Annotated in this window: 14 protein-coding genes; 4 read left to right on the top strand and 10 right to left on the bottom strand. The window is 59.8% G+C overall.

All coding sequences use genetic code 11. The features are described from left to right. Positions 1–9: 9 nt before the first annotated feature. The 3 genes from ACWF8S_RS03785 to ACWF8S_RS03775 all read right to left on the bottom strand — a co-directional run bounded on the left by ACWF8S_RS03785 (position 10) and on the right by ACWF8S_RS03775 (position 3,889). The gene (locus tag ACWF8S_RS03785; RefSeq protein WP_447555502.1) at positions 10–1,722 is read right to left on the bottom strand and encodes a thiamine pyrophosphate-dependent enzyme; all 1,713 of its coding nucleotides are present in this window, start codon (positions 1,720–1,722) and stop codon (positions 10–12) included. Between the two features lie 414 nt (positions 1,723–2,136). Next, positions 2,137–2,667, bottom strand: a complete 531-nt coding sequence (speG, locus tag ACWF8S_RS03780) for a spermidine N1-acetyltransferase (protein ID WP_447555501.1) — start codon at positions 2,665–2,667, stop codon at positions 2,137–2,139. Continuing rightward, positions 2,609–3,889, bottom strand: a complete 1,281-nt coding sequence (locus tag ACWF8S_RS03775; RefSeq protein ID WP_447555500.1) for an NAD(P)/FAD-dependent oxidoreductase — start codon at positions 3,887–3,889, stop codon at positions 2,609–2,611. Before ACWF8S_RS03775 ends, speG begins: the two co-directional genes overlap by 59 nt. A gap of 91 nt (positions 3,890–3,980) precedes the next feature. Here ACWF8S_RS03775 and ltaE point away from each other — a divergent pair, with 91 nt between their 5' ends. Beyond that, a complete protein-coding gene (gene ltaE / locus ACWF8S_RS03770) occupies positions 3,981–4,985 on the top strand; it encodes a low-specificity L-threonine aldolase (RefSeq protein WP_447555499.1) in 1,005 nt (334 codons plus the stop codon). Between the two features lie 12 nt (positions 4,986–4,997). On the opposite strand, the gene fhuB is transcribed toward ltaE, so the two are convergent. After that, on the bottom strand, positions 4,998–6,977 hold the full coding sequence (gene fhuB / locus ACWF8S_RS03765; RefSeq protein WP_447555498.1) for a Fe(3+)-hydroxamate ABC transporter permease FhuB: 1,980 nt from the start codon (positions 6,975–6,977) through the stop codon (positions 4,998–5,000). Between the two features lie 163 nt (positions 6,978–7,140). Between fhuB and ACWF8S_RS03760 the strand changes: the two genes are divergently transcribed. Further along, positions 7,141–7,908 carry an ABC transporter ATP-binding protein gene (locus tag ACWF8S_RS03760; protein ID WP_447555497.1) on the top strand — a complete coding sequence of 256 codons (768 nt, stop codon included), beginning with the start codon at positions 7,141–7,143 and terminating at the stop codon, positions 7,906–7,908. A 109-nt stretch (positions 7,909–8,017) separates the two neighbouring features. Beyond that, on the top strand, positions 8,018–8,794 hold the full coding sequence (gene fhuF, locus ACWF8S_RS03755) for a siderophore-iron reductase FhuF (RefSeq protein ID WP_447555496.1): 777 nt from the start codon (positions 8,018–8,020) through the stop codon (positions 8,792–8,794). 20 nt (positions 8,795–8,814) lie between these two features. Here the strand turns inward: fhuF and ACWF8S_RS03750 are convergent, their stop codons facing one another. The 4 genes from ACWF8S_RS03750 to ACWF8S_RS03735 all read right to left on the bottom strand — a co-directional run bounded on the left by ACWF8S_RS03750 (position 8,815) and on the right by ACWF8S_RS03735 (position 12,900). Next, complete coding sequence (locus tag ACWF8S_RS03750) at positions 8,815–10,470, bottom strand: multidrug ABC transporter permease/ATP-binding protein (RefSeq protein WP_447555495.1); 1,656 nt, start codon at positions 10,468–10,470, stop codon at positions 8,815–8,817. Positions 10,471–10,621: 151 nt separating this feature from the next. Continuing rightward, positions 10,622–11,350, bottom strand: coding sequence for a hypothetical protein (locus ACWF8S_RS03745; RefSeq protein ID WP_447555494.1), 729 nt, complete (start codon positions 11,348–11,350; stop codon positions 10,622–10,624). 66 nt (positions 11,351–11,416) lie between these two features. Next, the gene (locus ACWF8S_RS03740) at positions 11,417–11,974 is read right to left on the bottom strand and encodes a cytochrome b (RefSeq protein ID WP_447555493.1); all 558 of its coding nucleotides are present in this window, start codon (positions 11,972–11,974) and stop codon (positions 11,417–11,419) included. 53 nt (positions 11,975–12,027) lie between these two features. Further along, a complete protein-coding gene (locus tag ACWF8S_RS03735) occupies positions 12,028–12,900 on the bottom strand; it encodes a LysR substrate-binding domain-containing protein (protein WP_447555492.1) in 873 nt (290 codons plus the stop codon). Positions 12,901–13,018: 118 nt separating this feature from the next. On the opposite strand from ACWF8S_RS03735, the gene ACWF8S_RS03730 reads away from it, so the two are divergent. Continuing rightward, the gene (locus ACWF8S_RS03730) at positions 13,019–13,897 is read left to right on the top strand and encodes a DMT family transporter (protein WP_447555491.1); all 879 of its coding nucleotides are present in this window, start codon (positions 13,019–13,021) and stop codon (positions 13,895–13,897) included. Here ACWF8S_RS03730 and ACWF8S_RS03725 read toward each other — a convergent pair. Both ACWF8S_RS03725 and ACWF8S_RS03720 read right to left on the bottom strand, forming a co-directional pair. After that, the gene (locus ACWF8S_RS03725) at positions 13,880–14,338 is read right to left on the bottom strand and encodes an NUDIX domain-containing protein (protein WP_447555490.1); all 459 of its coding nucleotides are present in this window, start codon (positions 14,336–14,338) and stop codon (positions 13,880–13,882) included. The two genes, ACWF8S_RS03730 and ACWF8S_RS03725, sit on opposite strands and share 18 nt — an antisense overlap. 106 nt (positions 14,339–14,444) lie before the next feature. Then, positions 14,445–15,230, bottom strand: coding sequence for an RsiV family protein (locus ACWF8S_RS03720; RefSeq protein ID WP_447555489.1), 786 nt, complete (start codon positions 15,228–15,230; stop codon positions 14,445–14,447). Positions 15,231–15,415: the final 185 nt, after the last annotated feature.

The following is a 15,415-nucleotide window of genomic DNA, read 5'->3' as shown; positions in this document are numbered from 1 at the left end:
GCCCTGCACTCAGCGCTTCAGAAAGTTGCTCTTTACCAGATGCACGACTTCATCCATGCGTCCGCTGATCACGGCTTTGGTGGAGTAAAGCGCAGTGGAAGCGACCTGGCCGGAGGCGACCTTGGGCGGCATGACCAGCTCCATCGGGTTGGTCATTACATCCAGAAGCGCCGGCCCGGGCTGGGCGAGCCACTCGGTAATGGCGTCGTCGAGCGCGTCCTCCCGCTCGACACGTTTTCCCCAGAGGCCCATGGCGCTGGCCACCTCGCCGAAGTTGGGATTTTGAAGCTTTGTGTAGGCGTCCAGAAGCCCTTCCACCTTCTGCTCCAGTTCGACAAAACTGAGCGACTGGTTGTTGTACACCACGATCTTGAGGGGAATGTTGCGCTGCACCAGCGTCAGAAGATCGCCCATCAGCATGCTGAGCCCGCCATCGCCGCACATGGCGATCACCTGACGATCCGGATAGGCCAATTGAATACCCAGCGCCTGCGGGTAGGCGTTGGCCATGGTGCCGTGCTGCAGGCTCGAGAGGGTACGCCGCTCTTTCGAGGTATGAATATGGCGAAGCATCCAGACGTTGACGCTCCCCGTATCGGCGGTGAACATTGCGTTCTCGTCGCTCAGACGATCGATGGCCAGCGTCAGCTCTTGTGGATGAATCGTGTGATCGTCCTTGCTTTTGTGCGCCGATTTTTCCAGCGACTTCCTGTAGCGTTTGAGGCACTTCTCGAGCCAGGACGAGTGGCTGTTGGCCTGCACGACCTGACCAAGTGCCTCGCACGTCTCGGCGACGCTTCCCACGATACCCACATCGACCGGATAGCGTTTGCCGATATGGGTCGGCTCGTGATCGACCTGGATAATGCGCGCCCCTTCGGGGTAGAACTGGGTGAAGGCAAAGCTGCAGCCCAGCAACAACAGCGTGTCGCACTCCGCCACCGCATGATAGCCGCCCTCCAGGCCGTACACGCCGGTCATGCCCACCTGATAGGGGTTATCATACTCGATGTGATTCTTGGCCCGGGACGTCCAGGCGATGGGCGCCTGAAGTTTTTCAGCCAGGGTAATGACCTGTTCACGGGCGTCTTCGCAGCCAGCCCCGGCAAAGATGGTAATCTTGCCGCCCTTGTTGAGCTCATGAACGGCGGGCACCAGCGCCTCGGCACTGGGGCGAATCGAGTAATCGAAGGTGTGTGCCTGGAAGTTCAACTCGCTGGCCGGCTTCTGGGTCATGATATCGCCAGGGACGATCAGTACCGCCACACCGCGCTTGGCGATCGCCGCCTGGGCGGCCATGGCAGCCATGCGGGGCGCCTGCTCCGGCGATACGACGGTTTCACAGAAGACGCTGTACTGCTTGAAGATATGGGTTTGATCTACTTCCTGGGGGAACTGGCTGCCTGTCTCGCCAAGAGGAATCTGGCTGGCGATCAGCACCACCGGAGCATTGTTGCGATGAGCATCGAAAAGCCCGTTGACAAAGTGAAGGCTGCCCGGCCCGCAGGAGCCCGCGCACAGTGCAAGCTCTCCTGTCATGTAAGCCTCACCGCCGGCAGCGAAACCGCCTACCTCTTCATGGCGCACCCCTATCCATTCGATGTCGCTTTGTCTGAGTGCATCGGTGAAGTGGTTCAGCGTATCCCCCACCACGCCATAACAACGTTTGGCACCAGCGTTTTGCAGGGTATCGACGAGTATTTCGGCTACATTTGCGCTCATGGGCGACTCCGTTCGCGAAAAATACGTTAGACCCATCCAAGCCTAGCTGCTGTCAGTCGCTTTTGCTGGCTTAAAGCACTTTACATGAGGGATATTTAATGCTGCGTCGCAGCATTAAACCCGCTATACTGTCAGTGTTCGCAAAGGAGGAGCACGCGATGATAAAGACTTTAGTGCCCAGTAAACGCGAAAAAGAGGTGTGGCGCTTCTGGGAGCAGCAAGCCCAGTGGCAACGCCAGGCGACAGACCGGTTTGCCGCTTATCTAGGCTAAGCCATGCCTGAAAGTAAAAAGATTACCCAACAATAAGCCAGCGCAGTGCGCTGGCTTTTTTATATCCGATTTTCTGTATCCTTCTTTCCTGTCCCCTTCTTTTTTATGCCTTGCCTTTTAAAGCCTGTCTTGCTGTAACAGGTCATGCGTTGGCATCGAGCGCGGCAAGGTAGCTCTCCTGAAGCACGTACATTCTCTTGACGTCACGGTACTTGCCGTTGATGAAGAACTCATGCACCAGATGCCCCTCTTCGATAAAACCGCACTGCTGGTAAAGATGTACCGCCTTGAGGTTTTCGACAGCAACGATGAGATATACCTTGTGCAGATTCAAGATGGTGAAGGAGTAGTTAAGCGCCTGATGGATCAGTGACCGTGCAAATCCCCGCCCCTGGTGTTCCGGGGCGATGATGATCTGAAACTCGGCGCTTCGGTGGATGTAGTCGATCTCGATAAGCTCGACCAGACCGATGGCCTCGGCGTTGCTGTCCTGGGCAACGAACCGGCGTTCGGCGTTGTCGTGAATATGCTTGTTATAAAGCTCTTCCAGCTCGTCGAAGGATTCATAGGGTTCTTCAAACCAGTAGGACATCACACTCTGGTTGTTATTCAACTCATGGACAAAGCGTAGGTCGCTGCGCTCTAGCGCTCGCAGATACAGTGTCGGGCTCATCAAGAGGCTCGGTTAACTGGCGTTTGAAAGAGAAAAAATCGGCCAATGGGTGCGGTCTTTGCTCGATTAAAGCGCGCAGAAGGGGCGCACCCATCATGGAGTAGGTAATACCGTTGCCGCCGTAGGCCAGGGCAAAATGTACATGTGGCCCCCATTTGGCGCTGGGCCCGAAATAAGGAAGGCCGTCGTCGGTTTCAGCGAAGGTGCCGCCCCAGCTGAAGGTCGGATTGATCTTCAGGGAAGGCCACAGTGATTCGACCTTGCGGGCGAGCCCGTGTGCCTTGTCCATCACACGCTCATCGCGGCGCTTGGGCACGTCCGTATCGTCATCGTCGCCTCCCACCAGAAGACGTCCTTCATCGGTTGAGCGCATGTATAGATAAGGCCTGGCAGACTCCCACACCAGCGTATGGCGAAGCTTGCCCAGGATTTCCGGAGCGATCGGGTCGGTGACGAAGGCGTAGCTGCTGCGGTTTTTCGCCACCGGCTCATCAAGCCAGCGTTGGGATTCGTACCCCGCCGCCATTACCAGTTTCTTGCCACGCAGCGTGACACCGTTTTTCAAGGTGACCATCACACCCTGCTCACCGGGTTCGATATGCGTGACTTCCGTCCGGTCGTACACTTCGCCACCCTGGCGTCTCACGCGTTCGAAAAGCCGGTATGCCATCAGGTAAGGATCCAGGCTGGCGGCCAGTTTCGAGAGTATCGCGCAAGGTGCATCGATGCCATAGCCCTCGAACAGTGCCTCTCGGTCAAGCCACTGCATGTCGAAGCCGTGTTGTTCGCGCAGCGCAAATTCGGCTTTCATCGACTCTACATCGTCGTCGTTACTGGCAAAATAGAGACTTTCATGGCGTTCAAAGGAGACCTCGCCCAATTCTTCAGCCAGGGCTTGCAATGATACGATGGCATCCGCACAGCCTTTGTAGGCCATGACCGCATGGGTCTCATCGTAGCGCCTGGCAAGCTCCACCATGTGGGTATCGATTTCATACTGTAAAAGCGCGGTACTCGCCGCCGAGCTGCCCCAGCCTATATCGCGGCGTTCCAGCGCGACCACGTGATGACCGTGACGGCTCAGCTCATCGGCGATCAGTGCACCGGTGATACCGCCACCGATGACGATGACATCGCAGGTGTGGTCGTGTTCCAGTTGAGGGAAAGAGACAAGCAGGCCATTTTTCACCGCCCAAAACGGATAACCGCTTTTAAGATCCATTTGATTGCCTTCTAAAGGTTGTCCTGTTAACCATAGCGGGTTGCCGCCATATTGCCTGTTCGTATTAACAAAAGTATAGGAGCCAAGGTGCATGATTGATTTACGCAGTGACACCGTTACCCGTCCAAGCGCAGCCATGCGTGATGCAATGATGGCCGCCCCGTTGGGCGACGACGTCTGGGGCGATGACCCCACCGTCAACGCCTTCCAGCAAACCCTTGCCGGCCGTACCGGCAAGCAAGCCGCTCTGCTCTTCCCAAGCGGCACCCAAAGCAACCTGGTGGCCCTGATGGCCCACTGCGAACGGGGCGACGAGTACATCGTGGGCCAGTCCGCCCATACCTATCGCTACGAGGGCGGCGGTGCGGCGGTACTGGGCAGCATCCAGCCCCAGCCCATCGAAAACGAACCGGACGGCACCCTTGCGCTGTCGAAAATAAACGCAGCTGTTAAGGCTGACGATATCCACTTCGCCCGTACCCGGCTGTTGGCGCTTGAAAACACCATCGGCGGCAAGGTGCTGCCCGCCGACTATCTCCAGAAAGCCACCGACCTTGCCCGCGAACATGGCCTTGCCACCCACCTGGACGGCGCCAGGCTCTTCAACGCCGTGGTAGCCACCGATACCTCGCTCGAGACGCTGTGCCAGCCCTTCGACAGCGTATCGCTGTGCTTTTCCAAGGGCCTGGGTACGCCGATCGGCTCGGCGCTGGTCGGATCGCAGGAATTTATCGACAAAGCGCGGCGATGGCGCAAGGTGGTTGGCGGTGGCATGCGCCAGGCAGGTATTATCGCCGCGGCCTGCCAGTACGCGCTGGACCACCACGTGACCGATCTTGCCGATGATCATCGCCGGGCGGCGCGCCTGGGCGACGGCCTGGCGAAGCTTTCGGGTATCACGGTCACGTCTCAAGCCACCAACATGGTGTTTACCCAGGTAGACAAGGCGCATATCGAGCCGCTGGCCCAGTGGCTACGCGAGCACGACATTCTGCTTGACCTGATCTACGCCACCCGCTTCGTCGTGCACCGCGATATCGATGATGACGATATCGAGCGCGTACTCGACGTCATGCAGGCGTATTTCAACCGGTAGCCACGTACAGGCTCACAGGCGGCGCAGCCCCCACATGAAGTAGGCGCCGCCGATCAACGAGGCCACCAGTCCCGCCGGAATGTCGTAGGGAAACATCACCTGTCGGCCGACGAAGTCCGCCAGCACCATCAGCAGCATGCCGATCAGCCCCGCGCCCAGAAGATGCCACCAGGCGCGAGAGAAGCCGACCAGGCGCGCCATGTGCGGGGCCAGAAGGCCAATGAACGAAAGCGGACCGACCACCAGCGTAGCGCACGCGGTCAGCACCGCGACCAGCATCAATAACCCAAGCCGGGCGCGGTTCAGGTCAATACCCAACCCTTGGGCGGTCGAGGCACCCAGTGGCAGAATATCCAGCCAGCGGGTGAACGGCAGTGCCAGTAGCAAAAGGGCCAAAGCAGCCGCCCCTATCAGCAAGGCGCTTTGCATATCCACATAGTAGGTAGAGCCGGCAAGCCAGGCGATCACCTGCTGGCCGCGCGGGTCGCCACCGGCCAGCATCACGCCGCGCACCGCATCAAACAGCGCACTCACGGCCACGCCGCAGAGCAACAGCCGTTCCGGCACAAACCCGCTCTTCTGATTCAGGGCAATCAATACGCCAAGCGTGGCAAGCGCCCCTAGGGTCCCCACCCCCACCAACTGGGCACTGCCCGGTGAAGGCAGCCAGTAGATGCCCAGAATCAGCGCGACCGCGCAGCCCCCGCTGATGCCCAGCACTTCGGGGCTTGCCATGGGGTTGGCTGAAAGCCGCTGGAGAATGGTCCCTGCCACCGCAAGCATCAGCCCGCTGGCGGCGGCGGCAATAACCCGCGGAGCACGCCACTCTAGAACGACCCCATCGAAAAGCCATACCACGTCAAGCCCCTGCCCGCCTTGGCCCACCCAAAGTCCCAGCAAGATCGCGATGACCAGAGCAAGAAGCAACCCGCCCGTCAGACGCGAAGGCGCCGGGTGGCGGCGCAAAGTGACCGAAGAGGCCCTGGGCGGCTGATCACTTTGAAGTTTCAAGCGGGGAATCAACCAAAGCAGCAGGGGCGCGCCGAGCGCTCCAGTGATCGCCCCGGTGGGGATCAACGTTACCAGCAAGCCCGAAAAGCGCTGCAGCAGCAAGTCGGTGGTGGCCAGCAGCGTCGCCCCCAGCAGCACCGACCAGAACATCCGCGGGCCCAGGCGCCGCACCCCCGCCATACGTACGATATTCGGCGCAGCCAGGCCGATAAAACCGACGATGCCCACCACGCTGACCACGCTTGCAGTGATGAATACCGCCAGACCCAGCCCCGCCAGACGCAGATATTTAAGCGACAGCCCCAGGCTCTTGGCACTGGCATCGTCAAGCTCCAAAACACTAAGAGGCCGTATCAAGAGCGCGGCCAGTACCGCGCCGATCAAGAGCCTGAGCGAGAGGGTGGCCACCCCGTCCCAGCCGTTCTGAGCAAGCGAACCCGCCCCCCAGATCAAAAGTCCCGCCAGGGTTTCATGATTGAACAGCAGCAGGGCCGTCGCAAGCGCCCCCAGGTAGAGATTGACTACCAGACCCGCGAGCACCACGACCACCGGGGCGAGCCTGCGCTTCCAGGAAAGCGCGAACACCAGCCCCATGGCCGCCGCTCCTCCTCCCAGCGCCACCCATTCACGCCCGATACCCAGAAGCCCCGGCGCCAGCAGCGTCGCCACCATCAGCCCCAGGTTGGCTCCCGAGGCAACACCTAGCGTCGTGGGCGACGCCAGCGGGTTACGCAGTACCTGCTGCATCAACACTCCGGCAAGGGCCAATGCGCCGCCGGCCAGCAGCGCTACAAAAAAGCGCGGCCACCAGGCAAAGTGAAGCAGCAATTCATCGGCAAGGGAAAAATCGGGATGGAAAAGCGCGCGAACGCTGGCACCCGCCCCGCCGTACCCGCCCATGTGAAGGCCCAGCAGTAAAAGCAGCGGCAGGCCCAGCAGGATGAAGAGAGCGCCGGAGTTGAGCCCTTGTCTTGTCACCACGCCTGCCAGGCGCCTTGTAAAGCGATAGAAAAGTGAACAAACGCAGTCATTAACAGAGCCAGGCAGTAAAGGGAGCGAAAAATAATTTAGCGATCGAGATTCTAAGTGATAAGTATTAACACTACAATTGAACGATAAACTCGCTAAACACCAGGAGCCGCGCATGTTTGAAGTATTGAGTGCGAGCTTTGCCATTCAGGGCAAGCCACTGCTTCAATCCATTGTGCATACCTTTGAAGAAGGCAAGGTGTACGGTCTGATCGGCCATAACGGCTCGGGCAAGTCGACACTCATCAAGCTGTTGGCCCAGCAGCAATCAAGCACCGGTGGCACCATTCACTTTGACAAGCGCCCGCTCGATCAATGGGGCAACCGCGAGTTCGCACGTCAGGTCGCCTACCTGCCCCAGCACCTGCCCAGTGCAGAAAACCTGACCGGCCGCGAACTGATCGGCTTTGGCCGCTATCCCTGGCACGGTCTTCTGGGCCGCCATACGCAAAAGGACAAGGCGGCGATCGAGCGCGCCATCGCACTGACTCATACCGAAGCCTTCGCCGACCGCCTGGTGGATACGCTATCCGGTGGCGAGCGCCAGCGGGTATGGCTTGCCATGTTGCTCGCCCAGGGCAGCCGGTTTCTTCTTCTGGATGAACCATTGGCCGCCCTGGATATCGCCCACCAGGTCGAGGTGCTGGAGCTGGTGCGCAAGCTCTGCGACGAGCTGAACCTTGGCGTGATCATCGTACTGCACGATATCAACATGGCCTCGCGCTACTGCGACGAACTGATGGCATTGCATAGCGGCCGCTTGCTGGCCCACGGTACACCCCAGGAGATGATGCGCGAGCACACTCTGAAAGCCATTTACGGGTTACCCATGCAGGTGATCGCTCACCCCAGCGGCAAGCACTCTATCGCCGTGACCCAATAGTCATCTCGGTGCGCCATCTGAAAGACAGCGGTTTAACTGATAAGCATTATCGATTAAGCTAGAAACAGGTTTCGGGGCGACGTCCCCGCTTTGCATTTGGAGGTCGGCGATGCCCTTAGCCCTACGCGAACCTGATACCCAGCGCCCCACCACCCTGGCCGAGTGCTACAAGGAGCGCCTGGCGCACCTGGCGCCCCCCCAGATTGGCGGCGTGCCGCCCCAAGGCGCCATCAAGGCCTCGCGCTGGCGCAACCCGGCCCTTCTCGAGCAAAACGTTGCCCAGTACGCCGCCCACTACCCCGGCGGGGATATCCGCGCGATCACCTCACTCTGGTCGAAGTGGCTTTTCAGCACGCTGACCGTCCCTACCGTGGTCTCGCATCTGCTGCTCGACAAGGCGCTGCCGGTAAGCCTTGATCAGACATATGTTCTCTTGAATGAACAGGGCTGCGCCAAGGGGCTTTGGCTCGCCCACGATGGCGAATACGCCACCACGGATGAGCCTGCTGCGCGTTTCTCGGCGCTGGTTGCCGAGCACTGGGCCCCGCTGATCGAAAGGCTTTCTGCCATTTCCGGGGCAGCACCACGAGTATTCTGGAGCAACGCCGGCACGTATCTGGACTACTACGTCAATCTTCTGGCCGAGCATCCTTTCGTTCGCCCCCATGCCCTGAACGCTGCCCGAGCACTTTTGGAATCGCGCACGCTACAGGGCGCGCGCAACCCGCTTTACCAGCCGGTGCGCACCTATACGCCCAAGGGCAGCGATGAAGAGAAGCAGGTACGCAAGCTTTGCTGTCTGCGCTATCTGCTCGATGAGTTCAGCGTGTGCAGCAACTGCCCGCTGGAAGGGTGTGATCAAACAGCGCGCAAGCGCGCGCCCTGATACCGGCAGACTCCCCCGCGTCAGGTATTGATCCGGGCGATGGCGTCCTGGCTTGCCAGCTCGCGCTGCGCGCCGGTCAGCTCGCACAGCTTGCCCTGGGACATTTCCAGAAGCCGGTCCGCGTGGACGAAATAGCTGTCATCATGGCTGATCGCAAACACCGTCTTGCCCATTTCCCGAAGGCGCGGCAACAACTCGCGATAGAATAGCCGCCTGAACTGCGGGTCCTGGTCAGCCGCCCACTCATCGAGCAGTAGAATATCCCGTTCTTCCGCAATCGCCAGCAAGAGTGCCAGCCGCTTGCGCTGGCCCTGGGACAGTTGGGTATTGACCACCCGACCGCCCTCCCACCTGAGCTTCTCGCGCATCTGTAACCGCTCGAGCCAGGTCGCCACCAGCGCCGGGTCGGCAGCTTGTCCGCCTGGGCCCATGGCCAGGTCAAACTGATGAAAATCGGTAAACACGCTGGCAAACCGAACGCGAAACCCGTGCCACTGGGCAGGGGTAAGTTGTTGACCATCGACCTGGATGTGTCCACTTCGCGGCTGATACAGGCCAGTCAGCAGACGCGCCAAGGTGGACTTACCACTGCCGTTACCGCCAATCAGGAACACCTGCTCGCCCCGCTCCAGGGTCAGGTTGACAGGGCCGACCTTGAACCCCTCTGCGTGCGCGCTTTCAGGGTAATGGTAGGTGACCTCCACAAGCTCCAGGCGCTGCCAGGACTGGAAAGCGTCATCGACCTCGAAACCCGGCTGATACGCGGCAAGCTCCAGGCTTGCCAGCTTGTCAAACGCCACCTGAGCGCTGATCAACGTCGGCCAGGCGCCAATCGCCTGAATCAACGGCGTACGCAAAAACAGCAGGGTCAGGGCGAAAGTCGCGGCCACGGCAGGCGTTGCCCACCCCAGGCCGTTGGCCATGAAGAACACGACACCAATCGCCCCCAGCATCATGATGTTGGACCAGTTTCCCGCGCTCAGATGATAGGTGTCGGCGCGAATGATGTGGTAGCGGTACTCCCGCGCATTCGTGGTGTAGGTATCGTCGAAAAAGCGCTGCGCCCGATCTCGGTTCAGCGCCAGCTCCTTACGCCCTTCAATCGCCGACTGGTAATCCCGGTACAAGCGATCCTCGCTTTCCCGCACCAGATTGAAATGCCGATACACCCGGGATACCAGCACCCAACCCACACCCATGGTAAAGGCGATCCAGAGCACCGTGACGACCACCATCTGCGGCGAAAGCCAGGCAAGATAGGCAATGGAGGCAAGCGTGAGCACTACGCCCTGCACAAGCTCGGGCAGGCGCACAAAACCGATGGTGATATTGCGCACATCGCTTGAAAGGCTCGCCAGGAGCGTGGCATTGCCCAACTGCTCAAGGCGTTCGATATCGGTATCCAGAATGCGCTTCACCAGCCGTGAACGCAGATCGAAGACAAAATGATGGCCCAGCAGAGTAAGCGCAAGCTGCGTACCCAGCGTGACGATCAGCAGCACCGCCAGCAGGCCCAGAAACTGGGGCAGCGCGGAAAGCGGGCTGCCCACCTCGATCAGGCGCTGGTTGATAAAGGCGATGACCCCCACCCCAAGCCCCGCACTCAGAAGGCTCAGGCCAATGGCGCCCAGAAACGGCCAGCGATAATGACGAAAGACGACCTGCAACAGCTCCATGAGCGCTTCCCTACGGCGTTGATTGGCGCTCGATTGTGACGCACTCCCCTGCCAAGTCAACGAACAGAGTGATTTTCATTTACCTTGACGCCCCATGTCAGCGAACCCTCGCGCAAGAGAGCCACCGCCGCAGAAAGAGATACCCCCCCGGCTAGGGTTCAGCAAAGATCAGCAGCACGGTGCAGACCACCATACCCATCGCGAAGGGCCAGAACTGGCTGCGCCGGTCTTCGGGCAACTCCTCCTTGAGAACGTTAAGCACCAGACCACCGGCCACGAAGGCATAAAGCAGGCCCACAAAGGCTTCGGTGACCTCGACCGTCACCCCCACCAGCCAGCCCATGATCACCGCACCCGCCAGCACCCAGCGCCCGCGGTCCAGGTAGCGCTGGCGATGATGGCGCACCAGGGCATGGTCGTTGACCAGAAAATGTGCGCTCATGGCCAGAAAGAAGAATATGACATCCGGAAACTGGTTGTCGCGATAGACCAGCAAATAGCCGATCAGCGCGTTATATAACGAAAAAGAGCCTACATGTATCCAGAAAACGCCTTCAAGCCTTTTGAAATGACGCTTGGACCCTTCCTGGAAAGGCTGCGAATGGTGTGAAGCGACCTGCTCGAGCCCGTAAAAGACCGCCAGGCCGATCAACGCGACGATATAGGCGTTGTGTTCCAGCACCGCCAGCAGGCCGTGGGCGTTGATCGTTTCATGGGCCTGGCTCAAGGCGGGAAAGATGTGGATGAACACATATGCCACCGAGACCCCGCCCGCCATGGAGAGCCAGGCGCTGCGTGGCACAGCGCTTAGATTGCGAATCCGGTTGGCGAGCAGATGAACCGCGGCCAAGCCTACGATAAATGCGATTTGCTGACCCATGGCGTTGTGGCTCCCTGCGCGCCGCCTGGTTACTCGATCAACCCCCTTTGACCGGCAGGCGTTAGATCAATCGAACAGGCTCATACGTTTGGTAACGTTGTCGCGCTTGATGCGCCAGTGAAACAAGGCCCCCGCGACATGCAGGACGACCAGGACCAAAATGGCCCACCCCAGCCGCTCGTGCCAACGAAAGAGCGCCTGCGAAAGCGTCGGGTTTTCGCTTGAAAGCCCCGGCAGATGCCATGTGAAAAACTCGACAGGATAACCGCCGGTAGCGGTGGCCGCCCAACCGAGCAGCGGCATGATGACCAGCGCGAGATAGAGCAGATGGTGCACACTTTTACTGACCACACGCTCAAAGGGATTCAGGGGCGGATCATGATCCGGTACCACGAAGGCAAGGCGAGTGATGATACGCAGCGTCATCAAAAGCAAAATCGATACACCCAGCGTCTTGTGGGCAGTATAAAGAGTGCTGGTGAGCGCGTTACCCAGTACCTCAGCCGTTGTTTCAAACCCCCAGGTGCCCAGCGTCAATCCCGTTGCCAGCGACAAAAGCACGGCCCCACCCACCAGCCAGTGCAGTACCCGGTGAGGGTAAATATAATGGTCCAGCTCGTGCATCTAATGCTCCTAGCGCCCTTATGTGCCATGAATTCTGTTCAGTGCCTTTCACCTTATAACGCTTCGCCAATTGCCGCTAGCTGTTCACGAATTAACTCGCCCAGCCGCCTGGCGGGTTCGGTGGGTCGGTGTGGTGCACGGTGCAGGGCAAGCTCGATGGAAGGAAGCGCAGGCAGCCCGCTGGTTTCATCCAGCGGGCGAAGCGAAGGGGTAAGCATGCTGCGGGTAACCACCACCACGGCCAGGCCCGCGGTCACGATCGGGGCAAGCCCCGCCATCGACTGGCTGGTGTAGGCCACTCGCCAGTCACGTCCGGCCGCTTGCAACGCCTGCTCGGCCACCTCGCGAAAGACATCCGCTCCAGGCGAGTACAGCGCCAGCGGTATCGGGTCACTCAATAGTGGCTGTCGGTGGATGCCCACTGCCCATAAAAGCGGCTCCCGGCGAATCACATCGCCGCCGGGGGAGTTTCGCTGGCGGGTTACCAGGGCCAGGTCGATTTCGGCGGCCTTGACCTGCTCCACCAGATGCGCGCTGGTGCCGCAGATGACCGTCAGGCCTACCGCCGGGTAGAGCTGATGAAAGTAGGCAAATACCGAAGGCAAGAGCGAGGCGTAATCCTCCGGAATGCCCAAGGTCAGGTCGCCGGTGATCGGGCGAGCTCGCATATCGCTGAAGGCGTCATCGTTCAAGGCGAGCAAGCGTCTGGCGTGGGCCAGCAGGCGTTCGCCCTCCTGGGTAAGGCGAAGCCGGCGGCCTTCCCGTTCGTGCAAAGTCAGGTCGAGCTGCGTTTCCAGTCGTTGCAACTGCATGCTGACCGTGGATTGAGTATAGGCCAGGCGCTTGGCCGCGGCGGTCACGCTGCCCGTATCGGCAATGGCTACCAGCGTGCGAAGCAGTGCCAGATCGAAAATGGGCGCTCGCATATATCACCGTTATTGATGAGTACCATCATAAAAGATCGATATTGTGATGTGTCACTGCTGAGTATGCTGACTCACAGACTTGGAAAGCAAGGCCTGACCCTATACAAGGAGACGTTTCATGCGCCCCGTTTACATCCCTTTAGTGTTGTCACGTTGGTACGGTGTTGGCGCTGCACTGGTGGCGGTGGTGCTTTGGAGCGTGGCACCGCTTCTCGCCGAGATGGCGCACACGTCGACGCCACTGCAGCTGACCGCCCTGACGCTTCTGGCCGGCGCACTCGCCACGTTGCCGCTAAGTCGCAACACAGGCATGGAGAGATTGAGCAGAGGTTGGAAAGTCAGCGTCTGGGTTGGGGTGCCGCTGCTTATCGTGGGGGCGGTCAGCAGCTACTTTATCGGCATGCGCCTGGCCCCCGCTGCGGAAGCTGCGCTGATTACCTATACCTGGCCGGTTTTGTTCGTGCTGCTAAGCCAGTACAGCCGCTTCAAGAAGCTGCGTATCGAAGGGGTGATCGGTGCGCTGATCGCCTTTGCCGGGACATCGATCCTGCTGCTGCCCCAGGCACTGGACGGCGGGTTCAATGGCGAACTGACCGGCTATGGCATTGCTCTGTTATCGGCGTGCTGCTGGGCGTTTTACTCCTGGTTCGGGCAGACCGCCCCCATTGCGCTCACCCCGCTTCTGCCGCGTCTGTTACTCATTGCCTGCGCGGTGGCCACCACCGCGAGCCTGACACTGGAAAACAACCTGACCTTGCCAAGCAATGAAGCGCTTCTGGCCGGTATCGCCCTGGGACTGGGCCCTTACGGCATCGCCATGGTGGCCTGGGACAAGGCGCTTCGCTTTGGTCAATCAAGCCTGGTGGGCAGCCTGGCCTACGGAGTACCGGTTCTGGCCGCCCTCTTGCTGGTGCTGGCCGGCATGAGCGTACTCGACTGGCGCCTGCCAACGGCGGCTGCCCTGGTGGTGGTGGGTTGCCTAAAGGCGGGGCGCTGATACCGTCGCTTCACTCGTCAAGACTCTTTCCAGCAGTTCGGGCAGCCAGGCGGGCTTGAACTGCTCCCTGGAAGCGGCCTGCATCTCTTCAAGCGACCACCACTTGTAGTGCAGTGCGCCCTCTTCGCTCTTGCGACTGCCACTTTCCACCGCCTGGGCGTAACGCACTAGAAAGTAGCGTTCAAGCCAGGCCGTGGGGGCAAGCTTGCCTGCGACCTCCTGGCACTCGTGCAGCAGCGGGCCAAGCGGGCCCTTGAGCCCTGCCGCCTCTTCCAGGGTACGTAAAGCCGCCTCTGGAAAACTCTCCTCCGGGTGAAGTTCGCCGCCAGCAGTACTCCAGCAGGGCGATGCTTCGTCTGGGTGGTGAATCAGCAAAAGTTGCTGGTCGGTGTTGATGACTACAAGCTGCGCCCATTGGCGCTCGTTATTATTCAAACTCATGGAGCGGTGCCCGGTAGCTGAAAATCCAACAGTACCGACCCGGGCCGGCCCTGTCGCTGGCGTGCTTGCGGCAACGGCCGCCCTGAAAGCGTAGACGCCTTTTTGGCTACTGCGCCAGAAAGCGAGGCTTGGCTATGCCCGAAAGCGCCTCGTTAGGCAGTAAAAGCGTTGGCTGCCCTTCTGAATAAGGGGCCATATCGTAGACGTTGTATTTCACCTGCCAGCCACGCTCAAGCGGTGCAATATTGTCGCTTGGGGTAAACGGCCAGTTATCGGCAAACTGGCCGTCCTTGTCGTTGTCGGCCAGCCAGCGGCGGTGTGCCTCTGAAAGTGCCGTCTGAAAAGCGTCTTCGCGATCTTCTCTGATCATCTCGCCAGGCGCGACAATGCGTGCTTCGCGCTCGTCGATGACCATGAACGCCGTCATCGGCATCCCATGGGCCTGACCGGCAAGGTAGGTATAACCATTGAGTTCGATCACCAAAAGATCGTTATGGCGGGCAACGACATCCGCCTCCAGTACGGCGTTGCTGGCGCTTGGCTCGGCAAGGGCGGCGCTGTTTTGCCGGGCCTGTTCGAAAAACCCGTTGGCGTAACGCTCCCAGGTCGTGGGCAAATCGCTGTCCGCTTGAGCGGCATCGGGACCCAGTTGTGAGCCCAGCGCAATCAAGCGGTCCTGCAGCTCGCGTGTCAGTGCCTCTGACTTGGGAAATTCCAGCGCCGAGACCCGAACGCTTGAGCACTCCTCGCCCTGGCAATCTGATGCGACAAAGTACTTCTCCTGGGCAAGCGTCACCATGGAATACGGCTCGACGGGCTGATCCTGAAGACTTTGGCAGCCCGCCAGCACCAGTGCCGATACGGCCAGTACACCGCCTTGAATACGTTGCATAACGACTCCCTTTGTTTATCTCTATCCTTGGTTTATTTCTATACCTGGTTTATTTCTATGCCTGGTTTATTTCTATGCTTGGCGTGTGTGTTTCCCTGGCGTGTTGTTGGACGCTTGGCACGCGGGTCGAGCGCAACAGGCCCCGGCCCCGCTATAAATGTAAACGCCCTTGCCGCACAAAGCGA

This window comes from Vreelandella xerophytica, from assembly GCF_968048975.1.
Note: the sequence above shows the minus strand (reverse complement) of the source record. Positions and strands in the feature narration are given on the sequence as shown.